Source organism: Streptomyces jeddahensis (genome assembly GCF_001642995.1).
Lineage (GTDB): Bacteria > Actinomycetota > Actinomycetes > Streptomycetales > Streptomycetaceae > Streptomyces > Streptomyces jeddahensis.
The window spans coordinates 1-13,508 of record NZ_LOHS01000104.1 but is presented as its reverse complement, the minus strand read 5'-3'; the positions used below and the strand labels follow the sequence as shown (position 1 = coordinate 13,508).

Genomic DNA, 13,508 nt, shown 5'->3' with positions numbered 1-13,508 from the left:
TACAGCCCGGCCGCTTCCCCGGCTACTGCCAAGCTCGGACCAGGTCGTCCGCGCCCCAGTGCCCCGAGAGGGGCAGGCCGTCCTCGATGCCGCAGCGGGAGACGGCAACGAGCGGGGTGTCCGGTTCGGCGCCGGGCACCGCGAGCACGTCCCTGGCCAGGGCGTCGTATTCACGTCGGCCGAACGGCTGGGACTCCAGCCACTTGATGGAGCCGACGAAGTGCACCGCGCCCGCCACGGGTTCCCGGTCGGCGCCGACCAGGTCGATCTCGGGGTTGTTCTGCCGGTTCCACCAGCCGCCGACCGCCTCGGTCCGAGACCACCGCTCATCAGGGAGCAACCGCAGCAGCGACTCGCGGATGACCGGCTCGACCGCGCGTCCCCGCCAGGTCGTCCAGGACCGCTCGATCCGCTCCAGGGCCAGATCGCCGCGGCCACGCTCGATGAGCGGGATCCCTCGCTGCAGGAAGGCCAACCAGAACCTCAGATACGGATCCGCGATGCGATAGCGCTTGTTCTTAGTGTCGGCCTTGGTGGACAGCGGCAGGTCGGCGGCCAGGACCCGCTTGGCCTGCAGGGTGTTCAGCAGCGGAGACAGCGTGCCCGAGGGCAGCGCTCCGGCCCCCCCGGCCTGTGCGGCGATGGTGGAGAAGGTCCGCTCGCCGCTGCCCACCGCCTCCAGCACCGCCCGCGAGTGCGACGCCTCGGGGAACTCTCCCAGCAGCGACAACTCGCCCGCCACCAGCAGCGGCGACAGCGGGTTGGCCACCGCCTCACGCAGGAACTCCGTACGGCTCATCCCCGGCCGCCACGACTGAACGATCTCCGGAAAGCCCCCGGTGATCAGCAGCGCATCCACCGCATCCGCAGCATCCAGACCGGTCATCGCCTGCACATCGGCCAGATGCAGCGGCTGTACGGTCATCTTCGCCGCCCGCCCGAAGAACGGACGCCCGTAGGACTGCAACGCCTCCATCACCGACATGTCGCTGCCGACCAGGACGAGCAGGACCGGCTTCGCGGACAGGTGACGGTCCCAGACGGTCTGCAGCGCCCCCTCGAACTCTGCGTCCTGCTCCACCAGCCACGGCACCTCATCGATCACCGCAATGCTCGGGGCATCATCCGGCAGGGCGACGGCCAGGGAACGCAGCGCCTGATTCCAGTCGGCGGCCTGCAGCCCGGCCACCAGCTCTGCCCCGGGCAGAGCGGACTGCGCGAGCGTCGCGGTGAAGTCCACCCGCTCGGCCACGGGATTGCGGCCCCGTGTCGCCTGAAACACGACATACGGAAGCCCGGACCGGTCACAGAACTCCTGAACCAGGCGGGACTTCCCCACCCGGCGCCGCCCCGTCATGATCACAGCCCGCCCACGGGTAGCACCAGCACCCTTGACCACCACGCTCAGTTGCCGAGCCAGCAGATCCAGGTCAGCTGCCCTGCCCTTGAACTCCATCAGCAACCCGCCCCGGATTCGCAAGAAACGTAGGTTGGATATTACGTAGATTAATCCTTACCTAGATTCTAGCTAGCTTTCCATGGCGGCACAGGCAGCAACCCCTGACGTGCACGTTTACCTACTGAGACATTGCCTCGCCCGGGCGCGAGAGCCGGTACTGGCTCCCCACTCATGCGGGACCGTCGGAGACAGTCGCTCCGACCTGCCATTGTGACGGCATCCCACATGTCGTAAATGCCCTAGTGGCCGCTGACGGAGCGGTGCTGGGCCTTTCAGGCCGTCATCACGGGCTCGACCAAGGCCCAGCGCTCGTCGGACAAGTCGCTCTCGTAAGGCTTGCGGTCGCTCACTGAGACACTCCGGCACGGCCAAGCCCCCGGTCAGCGCTGATGCGGCGGCCCCACACGTTCCGGTGACGACAGAGGCGGCCGACGTCATGTATCGGTCATGTATGTGTGCTGCCTAGCCTGGCGCGGAGTGATGGCGGGGCTGTGGAGCCGATGTGTCGATGGAGACGGCGTGCTTGGGATGATCACCGGGCAGTTGCGTCGGCAGGCCGTGCGGACCCTGACCCTGTTGCTCGGCGTGCTGGTGGCCACGGCAGGGTTCACCCTGCTGACCGGCTCCGTGGAGACGTCACGGCTTGAGGTGAAGGCCTCTGCGGACGCCAACTTCCGGGCCGCGTACGACATTCTTGTGCGTCCCACGGGGGCGCGGTCGGGGCGGGAGGCTTCCACCGGGCAGGTGCGGCCGAACTTCCTGTCCGGGCAGTTCGGGGGGATCACCTCCGCGCAGTGGCGGCAGATCGCCGGGATCCGGGGGGTGGAGATCGCCGCACCCGTCGCGATGCTCGGATACGTCCAGGCCCGCACGTATGCCCGCGTCGATGTGACGGGGCAGCTCGATCCGACCGCCGACCGGCAGCTGCTGCGGCTGCGCAGCACATGGCGCACCGATCGCGGACTCAGCGAGGCGCGGGATCCCGGCGCCACGTACGTCTATGTCACCAGCAATCCGGTCGTGCTGCCGGACGCCGGCAGCACTCGCGACGCTCCGGACTGGTCGCGCGTGTACACGTATCGGGGCCGCCCGCTGTCCGACATCGGGCTCGCCCTGAGCCGGGGCAAGACGGTGTGCGACCTCGGGGAGATGCCGCCGCTCGAAGTGCTGCCGGGCGGGAAGTTCGAGCCGCTGTGCGCGATCCGGAAGGTCGCCGGGCTCGACGGTGAGGCCGCGACGGACCAGCTCGACCCCGCCCAGCGCAGCCGCCTCGTCGTGATGCAGCGCCATCCGGACGGCACCTTCACCAGCGGGACCGACGTACATAACCGTACGAGCGGCCGCCACGCGGTGGCCGACGTCAGCTGGCCCATGACGCTGCTGCTTGCCGCCGTCGATCCGGCGCAGGAGGCCCGGCTGGTCGGGGTGGACCGGGCCGTCGTCGCCGGGCGCTATCTCCGGGACGGCGAGAAGCCCGTGGTGAAGGAGGAGGCCGGATCCCGGTTCGCCGACATTCCCCTGGTCAGCACCACCCGGCCCTATCTGGACGAGCAGTTGACCACCACGGTGAGCCGTGCCACGGGTCCTCTCCCCAAGCTCTCCGGGCGCGGCGCGGACGACCTGCGGCGTCTGCTGGCCGCCCTGCCCGTCGGCGCCGGGGCGACCACCCGCGCCGACGCGGACGCCGTCTTCCGGCGCTCCGTCGCGGACGGCACGATGAAGGTCAACCCCTTCGTCGTCCTCCAGGCCGGATCGCCCCGCTATCCGGCGGACGGCAGTGTGCTGCGGCCACCACCCGTCGCCCAGGACACCAGTGAGCTGTGGCTGCAGGAGACGATCGGCGGCGATCCGCCCGCGTGGTTCGTGCAGGACACCGCCTTCCGGCCGGTGACCCGCCTTCCCGGAACCGAGCCCGGCGCGCAGCACTTCCCGGACTTCAAGGTCGTCGGGACCTACGACCTCGACCGGCTGACGAGCTTCTCGAAACTGTCCGAGGTGCCGCTGGAGACCTATCGGCCGCCGGCGGCGCGCGCCGCGGACGACGCGAGCCGCGCGGCGCTGGGCGACCGGGCGCTGGCGCCCAACAGCAACCCCGGCGGCTACCTCGCCACGCCGCCGCAACTGCTCACCACCCTGGAATCGGTGGAGGCCGTCACCGGCCCGGACTCCCCGCACGCCGAGGACCCGATCTCCGCGGTACGCGTCCGGGTCGCCGGCGTGTCGGGGATGGATGCGGCATCCCGGGAACGTATCCGCAAGGTCGCCGAGACGATCACCAACCGCACCGGCCTCGAGGTGGACATCACGGCAGGCTCCTCCCCCGCACCGCAGCGTGTGGAGCTGGCGCGCGGGACGTTCGGTCGGCCCGCGCTCGCGCTGACGGAGAACTGGACCGCCAAGGGCACCGCCGTCGCGCTGGTCGAGGCCGCCGACCGCAAGAGTGTGCTGCTGTTCGGGCTGGTGCTGGGGGTGTGCGCGATGTTCCTCGGGAACGCCGTGGCCGCCTCCGTACGCACCCGGCAGCGGGAGCTGGCGGTGCTCGCGTGTACGGGCTGGACGGGCGCACGGCTGGCGGGACTGGTGCTGGGGGAGGTCGCCCTGGTCGGCGCCGTCGCCGGGGCCGCCGGGGCCGGGCTGTCGTTCCCGCTGGGGTGGGTCTTCGGCCTCGAGGTCTCCGCGGGACGGGCGCTTCTCGCCGTACCGCTGGTGGTGGCCACGGCCCTGCTCGCCGGAGCCGCACCCGCGATACGGGCCGGGCGGCCGTATCCCGCGCGGGCGCTGCGGGGCGCGGTGGCGGGGCCGCGGCGGGCCCGGCGCGCCGGGCGCGGTCGCACGCTGCTGGGGCTGGCGGTGACGGGGGTGCTGCGGACGCCGGCGCGGTCGGCGCTGGGGGCGCTCGCGCTCGCGGTGGGAGTGGCCGCGGTGTCCCTGCTCACGGCGATCATGTGGACCTTCCACGGCACGGTCCAGGGCACGCTGCTGGGCGACGCGGTCTCCCTGGAGGTACGCGGCGTGGACGTGGCGGCCGCCGTGCTCACCGCCGCCCTCGGGCTGTTCGCGCTCGCCGACGTCCTCTATCTCGACGGCTGCGAACGGGACGGCGAGTTCGCCATGCTCCGGGCCTGCGGCTGGGCGGACACCGAAGTCATGCGGCTGGTGGTGGTGCAGGGCACGGTCATCGGAGCGTCGGGCGCACTGCTGGGCGCCGGGACGGGGCTTGCGCTGACCGTGGCGTTCACCGGCTCGCTCCCGGCGGGGCTGCCGGGGGCGGGGGCCCTGGTCGCGGCGGCGGGCGCACTGGCGGCGGTCGCGTCGAGCGCCGTCGCGGCCGGGCTGGCGGTGCGGCGGTCCCCGGCGGGGCCGCTCGCCGAGGACGGATAGCGCGACACCATGGGGGCACGCGCTCACACGTGGGGGACAAGGAAGGAGACACCATGGGGGACGGGGCGTCGGTCCGGGTCGAGGACGTCCGTAAGAGCTTCGGCACCGGCGACGGGCTGATCGCCGCCGTCGACGGCATCAGCCTGGACGTCCCGGCCGGACGCAGCGTCGCGCTCGTCGGCGCCTCAGGCTCCGGCAAGTCCACGCTGCTCCACCTCATCGGTGCCATCGAACGCCCCGACGCGGGACGCGTGGTCGTGGACGGCCAGGACGTCACCGGGCTGGGGCGGCGGGCCGCGGCCCACTACCGGCGCACCGTCGGGTTCGTCTTCCAGCGGTTCCACCTGCTGCCCGGCCTGAGCGCCCTGGACAACGTGCTCGCCCCGGTGCTGCCCCGCAAGGCCGGCTTCGACCGTGACACACGCGCCCGCGAGCTGCTCGCGGCGGTCGGGCTGGCGGGGCGGGAGACGGCGCTGCCGTCGCAGCTCTCCGGCGGCCAGCAGCAGCGGGTGGCGGTGGCCCGGGCACTCATCGGCCGGCCCCGGCTGCTGCTCGCCGACGAACCGACCGGCAGCCTGGACTCGGCGACCGGCGAACAGCTCATGGACCTGGTGAGTGCGCTGGCCGCCGAGCACGGCTGCACCCTGATGGTGGCCACCCACGACATGGGCGTGGCCGAACGCTGCGCGGACGTGGTACGGCTGCGGGACGGCAAGCTCACCGGGACCGCGATCCGCGGCAGGGGCTGGGCGGGACCGGCGCGAGGCGGCTTGACGGGTCCTGCGTGAGGGGCTGGGCGGGACCGGCGCGAGGGGGCTGGGCGGGGCCTCACCCCGCCAGCAGCTGCCGGTGCAGCTGCCCCAGGCAGGGGTCGGGCTCGGTGCCCAGCTCGCGCCGGAAGACGGTGCGCGCCGACTCGAAGGCGTCCGTCACCCGGCCGGGTTCCCCGAGGTGGTGATGGGCGTTCAGCACGAGCAGCCAGCTGCGGATGCGCAGCGGCTCGGCCGCCAGCACCTGCCCTGCCGTACGGAGAGCGGAGTGCGGCTGGCCGACCCCCAGCCAGGCTCCGGCCAGGTCCTCGGTGGCACGGACGCGCTCGGCGTCGAGAATGCGGAGCGGGCCGTCGAGCATGCCGTACCGCTCAACCCCGGGAGCCGCGTGGTCCGAACTCCACAGGGCCAGCGCGGCAGTGAGGAGTTCGACGGCGCGGGGCGGGTCGAGGGCGACCGCGGCCCGGCCCCGGTCGGCGAGGCGCTCGAACGCGAGGTGATCGGCTGCGTCCGGGGCGGCCCGGAGCTCGTATCCGCCCTGGTGGCTGATCAGGGGAGTGGAGGCCGGGAGGCGGCGGCGCAGGAGGCAGGCGTACGAGCGCAGGTTCGCGACGGCGGAGCGGGGCGGCTCTCCCGCCCACAGGGCATCCATCAGGGTCTCGAGGGACACCACACGCCCCGGCCGAAGCAGGAGCGCGGTGAGGAGCGCGCACGGCTTGGCGCCGCGGAGTGGCCCGGAGTGCGCGCCGTCGCGGATCTCGATCGGTCCCAGGATGCGTAACAGCGGTGCCTGCACGTGAGCTCCCCGTCGATGACGCGTCGTCGGCTCAGGAAACGCGCCCGGGCACTCCGGACGCGATGCCGCGGCGGACACCATATTGTCGAAGCGCTTCGAATGTAACCCTGTGGCAACAAAGAGCAACTCAGGCCGATCTCCATCAAGGTGTGACGGACGAACGGCAGTGCATTGTCGAAGCGCTTGATCACGATGCCCGCCACTCCCCGGGGTCGGTTTCCCGGCACCATCCCAGCACGGGAAAAGCCAGGGGCCCGACTCCCAAGAGCCGGGCCCCTTCTGACCTGCATGTTTACCAGATCTCCGTAACGGCGCAATGGCGGCGACTAAACGTTGAAGCGGAACTCCACCACGTCCCCGTCCCGCATCACATAGTCCTTGCCCTCCATGCGGGCCTTGCCGGCCGCGCGGGCGTCGTGGACCGAGCCGCACTCGACCAGGTCCTCGAAGGAGATGACCTCGGCCTTGATGAAGCCCTTCTGGAAGTCGGTGTGGATCACGCCGGCCGCCTCGGGGGCCGTGGCGCCCTTCTTGATCGTCCAGGCGCGGGACTCCTTGGGGCCCGCCGTCAGGTACGTCTGCAGACCCAGCGTGTCGAAGCCGACGCGGGCGAGCGTGGCGAGGCCCGGCTCGTCCTGGCCAACGGACTGGAGCAGCTCGAGGGCCTCGTCATCCTCGAGCTCGGCCAGGTCGGCCTCGAGCTTGGCGTTGAGGAAGATCGCCTCGGCGGGGGCGACGAGGGCGCGCTGTTCCGCCTTGAAGGCCTCGTCGGTCAGCTCGTCCTCGTCGACGTTGAAGACGTAGAGGAAGGGCTTGACGGTGAGCAGGTGCAGGTCGTGGAGGAGGTCCTCGTTGGCCTCGCCCTGCCTGATGCCGGCCGCGAACAGGGTCCGGCCGCCCTCCAGGATCTCCTTCGCCTCCTCGACCGCCTTGACCTTCGGCTGGATGTCCTTCTTGATCCGCGACTCCTTCTGGAGGCGCGGCAGGACCTTCTCGATGGTCTGCAGGTCGGCGAGGATCAGCTCGGTGTTGATCGTCTCGATGTCGTCCTTCGGCGAGACCTTGCCGTCGACGTGGACGACGTTCTCGTCCTTGAAGGCGCGGATGACCTGGCAGATCGCGTCGGACTCGCGGATGTTCGCGAGGAACTTGTTGCCCAGGCCCTCGCCCTCGCTGGCGCCGCGCACGATGCCGGCGATGTCGACGAAGTCGACCGTGGCGGGCAGGGTGCGCTGCGAGGAGAAGATCTCGGCCAGCTTGATGAGGCGGGCGTCCGGGACACCGACCACGCCGACGTTGGGCTCGATCGTGGCGAACGGGTAGTTGGCCGCCAGCACGTCGTTCTTGGTCAGGGCGTTGAACAGGGTCGACTTGCCGACATTCGGCAGGCCGACGATTCCGATCGTGAGCGACACGTTGCGACTTCCCGTACGTGAGACGTGAGGGCTGGGTGGACGGCGAGCCCGGGGCAGCGGGCGGACCGATCCACCAGTCTACGGCGTGCGGGGGCCGGGGCCCTCGCCGTCCCGGAGCCCCGGCTTCTGTACGCGGAATCGGTCGCCGTGCGCCTACGAGTCCGTCGTCGCCGGTCACAGAGCGGCCGAGTGCGGTCCAAGAGGAGCCGAGTGCGGTCCGAGAGCGGCCGAGTGCGGCGAACGGATGGCCAAGGTCGGCCAAAACGCGTGTCTCTGGACGTATTCCGCCTATTACCCGACCTAGGTTGGACCAGTGGAGCAACACAGGATGCGTCCCCCCAAGCCCCGGCCGCGACGCACCGCGCCTCTTCCCCCGCAAAGCGGACGTGGCCGGCCTGCCACGGCCGAGCGGACGGCGTCCCCTCCCGAGGACCGCCCCGCGGCATCCTTCGTACGATCCTTCGTACGCAGCGCCCGCAGGCTCGTGCAGGCCGTGCGCCGGATGCCGAACCCGCGCCTCACCGGAATCGGCATCGGGCTGTTCTGCTGCGGCTCCATGTTCGTGCTCGCCTGCGTGGACGAGGTGGTGTTCGGCGGCTCGCTCATCGTGTACGGCGTGCTGTTCCTGCCGGTGAGCGCGCTGACCGCGCTCTGGGTGCGGCCGGCCGACCTGGTCACCGCGCCGATCGTGGTGCCGATCGCCTTCGTCGTCGGGCTGCTGCCGATCACCGAGGGCTCGGGCGGCTTCGGCGAGCGGATCATGGGGCTGGTCACGGCGCTGGCGATGCACGCCGGCTGGCTGTACGGCGGCACGCTGATCACCGGGGTCATCACGACCGTACGCAAGGTCAGGCTGATGGCGCGCCGCCGCGCACAGCTACGGCGCCGACCGCCGCGGCCGCCTCGCCCCCGCCGCCGTACGGCCTGAGGCGCCGAGCTGCGCCGCCGGGCAGCTCAGTGCAGCCCAGCTGCGCCGCGGCGCCGCCATGCAGCCTGAGGCGCCCGGCCTTACGCCTGTCTGCTGCGCCGCAGCAGCGCCTTACGCCCGCTCCGCCGCCCTCATCGCCGCCCCCACGATGCCCGCGTTGTTCTGCAGCTCCGCGGGCACGATCTCCGCCTTGACGCCCTTGATCAGCGGCAGGAACTTCTGCGCCTTGCGGCTGACTCCCCCGCCGATGATGAACAGCTCCGGCGAGAACAGCATCTCGACGTGCGACAGATACTTCTGCACGCGGCGTGCCCACTGCTCCCAGCTCAGGCCCTCGTCGTCCTTGACCTTCGTCGAGGCGTGCTTCTCGGCGTCGTGGCCGTGCAGCTCCAGGTGGCCCAGCTCGGTGTTCGGCACGAGCCTGCCGTCGATGAACACGGCGCTGCCGATGCCGGTGCCGAAGGTGAGCAGAATGACCGGGCCCTTGCGGTCGCGGCCCGCGCCGAAGTGCATCTCGGCGACGCCTGCCGCGTCCGCGTCGTTGAGCACGGTCACCGGGAGGCCGCCGAGCCGCTCGCTCAGCAGGGCGCGCGCGTCGACGTCGATCCAGCTCTTGTCGACGTTCGCCGCCGTGCGGACGGTGGCGCCGCCGGTGACCACGCCGGGGAACGTGATGCCGACCGGGCCGCTCCACCCGAAGTGGCCGACGACCTCCTTGACGCAGTCGGCGACCCCGTCCGGTGTCGCCGGGTGGGGGGTCAGCACCTTGAAGCGGTCGTCCGCCAGATCGCCGCGGTCCAGGTCCACGGGAGCGCCCTTGATGCCTGAGCCGCCGATGTCCACGCCGAAGATCTGCATAGGCACCACGTTACGGCGCCGTGCTGACACTCACTTCCCGGCGACGCGAGGCTCTCCCGGTGTGCTTACTTCCCCCGGTGCGCTCCGCGATCAGTGCTCATTGCCCTTCGTGCGCTCCGCGAGCAGTGCTCACTTTCCCTCGGTGCGCTCCGCGATCAGCGCCGCCGCCTCGGCGCGCAGATCGCGGCGCAGCTCCTTGGGCAGCGAGAAGGTGATCGACTCCTCGGCGGCCTTGACGATCTCCACGTCCTCGAAGCCGCGGGCCGCCAGCCACTCCAGTACGCCCTCGACGAGCACCTCGGGGACGGAGGCGCCGGAGGTGACGCCGACGGTCGCCACGCCCTCCAGCCAGGACTCGTCGATCTCCTCCGCGAAGTCGACGAGATACGCCTCGCGCGCACCCGCGAGTTTGGCGACCTCGACCAGCCGCTTGGAGTTGGAGGAGTTGCGGGAACCGACGACGATGACGAGGTCGGCCTCAGCACCCATCTGCTTCACGGCCAGCTGGCGGTTCTGCGTGGCGTAGCAGATGTCGTCGCTGGGCGGGGAGATGAGCTGCGGGAACTTCTCCTTGAGCGCGTCGACGGTCTCCATCGTCTCGTCGACGGACAGCGTGGTCTGGGAGAGCCAGACGACCTTCGACGGGTCGCGCACCTCGACCTTCGCCACGTCCCCGGGGCCGTCGACCAGCGTGATGTGGTCGGGGGCCTCACCGGACGTGCCGATTACCTCCTCGTGGCCCTCGTGGCCGATCAGGAGGATGTCGTAGTCCTCGTTGGCGAAGCGGACAGCTTCCTTGTGCACCTTGGTGACCAGCGGGCAGGTCGCGTCGATCGTGGCGAGCTTGCCGGCCGCGGCCTCCTCGTGGACGACCGGCGCGACACCGTGCGCCGAGAACATCACGATCGACCCCTCGGGGACCTCCGCCGTCTGCTCGACGAAGATCGCGCCCTTTCGCTCCAGGGTCTGCACGACGTACTTGTTGTGGACGATCTCGTGGCGGACGTAGATCGGGGCCCCGTACTGCTCCAGGGCCTTCTCGACGGCGATGACGGCGCGGTCCACACCCGCGCAGTAGCCACGGGGGGCGGCGAGCAGGACCTTGCGGGAAGGCGAAGCAGTCATGCCCACCATCGTAAAGGCGGGCTCGTCCGCCCGGAGATCCACTCTCCCCCGAGGCGGGCCCCGGGGATTGTCGGTGGCGGCGGCTAGGCTCGCCGCATGGCTGTGAACACGTCTGCCGAAGCGCCGCTGCCCGTCGGTGAGGTGTCGCGGCTCATCGGGGGCTGGATCGACCGGCTCGGGGCCGTATGGGTCGAGGGCCAGATCACCCAGCTCTCGCGGCGCCCGGGTGCGGGCGTCGTCTTCATGACGCTGCGCGACCCGTCGTACGACATCTCGGTCGGCGTCACCTGCTACCGCCAGGTGTTCGACGCGGTGGCCGACGTCGTGTCGGAGGGCGCCCGCGTCGTGGTCCACGCCAAGCCGGAGTGGTACGCACCGCGCGGGCAGCTGTCGCTGCGGGCCGCCGAGATACGGCCCGTGGGGATGGGCGAGCTGCTGGCCCGGCTGGAGCGGCTCAAGAAGGCCCTGGCGGGCGAGGGACTCTTCGCGCCCGAGCGCAAGAAGCCCCTGCCGTTCCTTCCGCAGCTCATCGGCCTGGTCTGCGGCCGCGCCTCGGCGGCCGAGCGGGACGTACTGGAGAACGCCCGCCACCGCTGGCCCGCCGTCCGCTTCGAGGTGCGCAACGTCGCCGTGCAAGGCGTGCACGCGGTCCCGCAGGTCGTCCAGGCGGTGAAGGACCTGGACGCGCTCGACGAGGTCGACGTGATCATCGTCGCGCGCGGCGGCGGCAGCGTGGAGGACCTGCTCCCGTTCTCGGACGAGCAGCTCGTACGGGCCGTGGCATCCTGCCGTACGCCGGTGGTCTCGGCGATCGGGCACGAGCCGGACACCCCCCTCCTCGACTACGTGGCGGACCTGCGCGCCTCCACACCGACCGACGCGGCCAAGAAGGTCGTGCCGGACGTCGGCGAGGAGCTCGAACGGGTCCAGTCGCTGAGGAACCGCGCCCGGCGCTGTGCCGAGGCCTTCGTCGACCGCGAGGAGCGGGGGCTCATGCACGCGCTGAGCAGGCCCTGCATGCAGGATCCGCACCGCATGGTCGAGGAGCGCGAGCAGCACATCGAGGCGCTGCTCGCGCGCAGCCGCCGCACGCTGGCGCACTGCCTGGACCGCGCGAACTCCGAGCTCACCCACACGCACGCGCGCGTGGTGGCGCTCTCGCCCGCGGCGACGCTGCGGCGGGGATACGCGGTCCTGCAGAAGGCCGACGGCCACGTGGTCCGGGCGCCGGACGACGTGTCGGCGGACGAGGAGCTGCGCGCCCGGGTCTCCGAGGGCGAGTTCACGGTACGAGTGGCAGGGCCGGCACGGACGGGGGCAGGCGATGCATAGGGTGGGCGCATGACCAGCAGGACGGACGAGGCGGCCGGTGCGAACGAGTCGGCGAGCACGCTCGGATACGAGCAGGCGCGGGACGAGCTGATCGAGGTCGTACGCCGCCTCGAGGCGGGCGGCACGACGCTCGAGGAGTCCCTGGCCCTGTGGGAGCGGGGCGAGGAGCTGGCCAAGGTGTGCCGGCGCTGGCTGGAGGGGGCGCGGGCCCGGCTGGACGCCGCGCTCGCCGCGGACGAGGAGGCCGGCGGCGGTTCGGGGAACGGCGCCGGGGCGGGCGACGCCAACGACTGAGGGTCCATGGGCGGGCGGCCCGGGTCGGTGGGCTCGTAGCGCACGGGCTTCGGGTCGGTGCCGTAGCCGACGGGAGCTATCACCGACGGGCGCGCTCTGCTGGGCCGCGGCGGGCTCGACGAGCGGGGCCCTTCGCCGGTACGAAGAGGGCCCATGGTCCGTCCGGACCAGGCACATCGGCCGTGGAAGCCGACGGCACGCGCCGGGCACTGTGGACGTGTCACTGCACCGAGGTGCGGCCGTTCCAGACATTGCAGGTTTGTGAAACCGGTCACCAGAGGCCAGGTTTTGGTTGAACCTTAAACGTAATCTGCGTACGGTCGCTCCTGCCAGCTTGATCCGGGGATCGCTCCTGTCGTGACCTGCCGGATCGAACGCGTATCTCGAGAAGGTTCATTCATGTCCCTCGTTCTTGACCCCGCCGCCCAGGACCTGCTCTTCCGTGAGGCCCGCACCGCGAACACCTTCACCGACGAGCCGGTGACCGAGGAGCACGTGCAGGCGATCTACGACCTGGTCAAGTACGGTCCGACCGCCTTCAACCAGTCCCCGCTGCGGATCACCCTGGTCCGCTCCCCCGAGGCCCGCGAGCGCCTCGTGAAGCACATGGCCGAGGGCAACCAGCCGAAGACCGCCACCGCCCCGCTCGTCGCGATCCTCTCCGCGGACAACGAGTTCCACGAGGAGCTGCCGCAGCTCTTCCCGCACTTCCCGCAGGCCAAGGACGCCTTCTTCTCGGAGCGCCCGGTCCGCGAGCAGGCCGCGGGCCTGAACGCCGCGCTGCAGGCCGCGTACTTCATCGTCGGCGTGCGCGCCGCCGGCCTGGCCGCCGGCCCGATGACCGGCTTCGACTTCCAGGGTGTCCAGAAGGAGTTCCTGGACGACGACCACACCCCGCTGATGATCGTCAACATCGGCAAGCCGGGTGACGACGCGTGGTTCCCGCGGTCTCCGCGGCTGGAGTTCGACCAGGTCGTCACCACGGTCTGACGTTGCCGCACGACACAAGGCCCCCGGCGTTTGCCGGGGGCCTTCCTCGTGTGCGGCTCTGCGACGTCGAGCGCCGTACGTTACGAGGCGCCGTGCGTCGTGGGTTGTGCCCACCCTCCCCCATTGCCTTAAGGGCATGGGAGGCCCCCCCATCGCCCTG

11 protein-coding genes and 1 pseudogene are annotated in these 13,508 nt (G+C 71.2%); 6 read left to right on the top strand and 6 right to left on the bottom strand.

What is annotated here, in order from left to right; all coding sequences use genetic code 11:
• Nucleotides 1-22: 22 nt before the first annotated feature.
• Together STSP_RS24475 and STSP_RS41300 are read right to left on the bottom strand one after the other, a co-directional pair.
• Nucleotides 23-1,456 carry an ATP-binding protein gene (locus STSP_RS24475; protein ID WP_067282135.1) on the bottom strand — a complete coding sequence of 478 codons (1,434 nt, stop codon included), beginning with the start codon at nt 1,454-1,456 and terminating at the stop codon, nt 23-25.
• Between the two features lie 245 nt (nt 1,457-1,701).
• Nucleotides 1,702-1,809: pseudogene (locus STSP_RS41300) on the bottom strand (IS5/IS1182 family transposase); the annotation flags it as partial.
• 178 nt (nt 1,810-1,987) lie between these two features.
• Here STSP_RS41300 and STSP_RS24470 point away from each other — a divergent pair.
• Both STSP_RS24470 and STSP_RS24465 read left to right on the top strand, forming a co-directional pair.
• The gene (locus STSP_RS24470) at nt 1,988-4,840 is read left to right on the top strand and encodes an FtsX-like permease family protein (protein WP_067282132.1); all 2,853 of its coding nucleotides are present in this window, start codon (nt 1,988-1,990) and stop codon (nt 4,838-4,840) included.
• A 53-nt stretch (nt 4,841-4,893) separates the two neighbouring features.
• Entirely contained in the window at nt 4,894-5,628 is a 735-nt protein-coding gene (locus STSP_RS24465) for an ABC transporter ATP-binding protein (RefSeq protein ID WP_067282131.1), read from the top strand.
• A 40-nt stretch (nt 5,629-5,668) separates the two neighbouring features.
• On the opposite strand, the gene STSP_RS24460 is transcribed toward STSP_RS24465, so the two are convergent.
• Both STSP_RS24460 and ychF read right to left on the bottom strand, forming a co-directional pair.
• Complete coding sequence (locus tag STSP_RS24460; protein WP_067282128.1) at nt 5,669-6,406, bottom strand: AfsR/SARP family transcriptional regulator; 738 nt, start codon at nt 6,404-6,406, stop codon at nt 5,669-5,671.
• Nucleotides 6,407-6,732: 326 nt separating this feature from the next.
• On the bottom strand, nt 6,733-7,821 hold the full coding sequence (gene ychF, locus STSP_RS24455; RefSeq protein WP_067282125.1) for a redox-regulated ATPase YchF: 1,089 nt from the start codon (nt 7,819-7,821) through the stop codon (nt 6,733-6,735).
• Between the two features lie 502 nt (nt 7,822-8,323).
• Here ychF and STSP_RS24450 point away from each other — a divergent pair.
• Nucleotides 8,324-8,749, top strand: a complete 426-nt coding sequence (locus STSP_RS24450; RefSeq protein ID WP_067282182.1) for a DUF6542 domain-containing protein — start codon at nt 8,324-8,326, stop codon at nt 8,747-8,749.
• Between the two features lie 111 nt (nt 8,750-8,860).
• Here STSP_RS24450 and ppgK read toward each other — a convergent pair whose 3' ends face one another.
• Both ppgK and STSP_RS24440 read right to left on the bottom strand, forming a co-directional pair.
• Nucleotides 8,861-9,607 (bottom strand): polyphosphate--glucose phosphotransferase, encoded by a 747-nt coding sequence (gene ppgK / locus STSP_RS24445; RefSeq protein WP_067282123.1) that lies wholly within the window; start codon nt 9,605-9,607, stop codon nt 8,861-8,863.
• Nucleotides 9,608-9,736: 129 nt separating this feature from the next.
• Nucleotides 9,737-10,741, bottom strand: a complete 1,005-nt coding sequence (locus tag STSP_RS24440) for a 4-hydroxy-3-methylbut-2-enyl diphosphate reductase (RefSeq protein WP_198547429.1) — start codon at nt 10,739-10,741, stop codon at nt 9,737-9,739.
• An 87-nt stretch (nt 10,742-10,828) separates the two neighbouring features.
• Here STSP_RS24440 and xseA point away from each other — a divergent pair, with 87 nt between their 5' ends.
• From xseA to STSP_RS24425, 3 genes are all read left to right on the top strand, one after another.
• Nucleotides 10,829-12,064 carry an exodeoxyribonuclease VII large subunit gene (gene xseA / locus STSP_RS24435; protein ID WP_067282120.1) on the top strand — a complete coding sequence of 412 codons (1,236 nt, stop codon included), beginning with the start codon at nt 10,829-10,831 and terminating at the stop codon, nt 12,062-12,064.
• A 9-nt stretch (nt 12,065-12,073) separates the two neighbouring features.
• Nucleotides 12,074-12,358, top strand: a complete 285-nt coding sequence (locus tag STSP_RS24430; protein ID WP_067282117.1) for an exodeoxyribonuclease VII small subunit — start codon at nt 12,074-12,076, stop codon at nt 12,356-12,358.
• A 399-nt stretch (nt 12,359-12,757) separates the two neighbouring features.
• Nucleotides 12,758-13,348 carry a malonic semialdehyde reductase gene (locus STSP_RS24425; RefSeq protein ID WP_067282114.1) on the top strand — a complete coding sequence of 197 codons (591 nt, stop codon included), beginning with the start codon at nt 12,758-12,760 and terminating at the stop codon, nt 13,346-13,348.
• Nucleotides 13,349-13,508: the final 160 nt, after the last annotated feature.

Excerpts from the sequence above, each read along its gene's own strand:
- STSP_RS24475 (WP_067282135.1), bottom strand. The coding sequence starts at position 1,456 with ATGGAGTTCAAGGGCAGGGCAGCTGACCTGGATCTGCTGGCTCGGCAA.
- STSP_RS24470 (WP_067282132.1), top strand. The coding sequence starts at position 1,988 with ATGATCACCGGGCAGTTGCGTCGGCAGGCCGTGCGGACCCTGACCCTG.
- STSP_RS24465 (WP_067282131.1), top strand. The coding sequence starts at position 4,894 with ATGGGGGACGGGGCGTCGGTCCGGGTCGAGGACGTCCGTAAGAGCTTC.
- STSP_RS24450 (WP_067282182.1), top strand. The coding sequence starts at position 8,324 with ATGCCGAACCCGCGCCTCACCGGAATCGGCATCGGGCTGTTCTGCTGC.
- ppgK (WP_067282123.1), bottom strand. The coding sequence starts at position 9,607 with ATGCAGATCTTCGGCGTGGACATCGGCGGCTCAGGCATCAAGGGCGCT.
- STSP_RS24440 (WP_198547429.1), bottom strand. The coding sequence starts at position 10,741 with ATGGTGGGCATGACTGCTTCGCCTTCCCGCAAGGTCCTGCTCGCCGCC.
- xseA (WP_067282120.1), top strand. The coding sequence starts at position 10,829 with ATGGCTGTGAACACGTCTGCCGAAGCGCCGCTGCCCGTCGGTGAGGTG.
- STSP_RS24430 (WP_067282117.1), top strand. The coding sequence starts at position 12,074 with ATGACCAGCAGGACGGACGAGGCGGCCGGTGCGAACGAGTCGGCGAGC.
- STSP_RS24425 (WP_067282114.1), top strand. The coding sequence starts at position 12,758 with ATGTCCCTCGTTCTTGACCCCGCCGCCCAGGACCTGCTCTTCCGTGAG.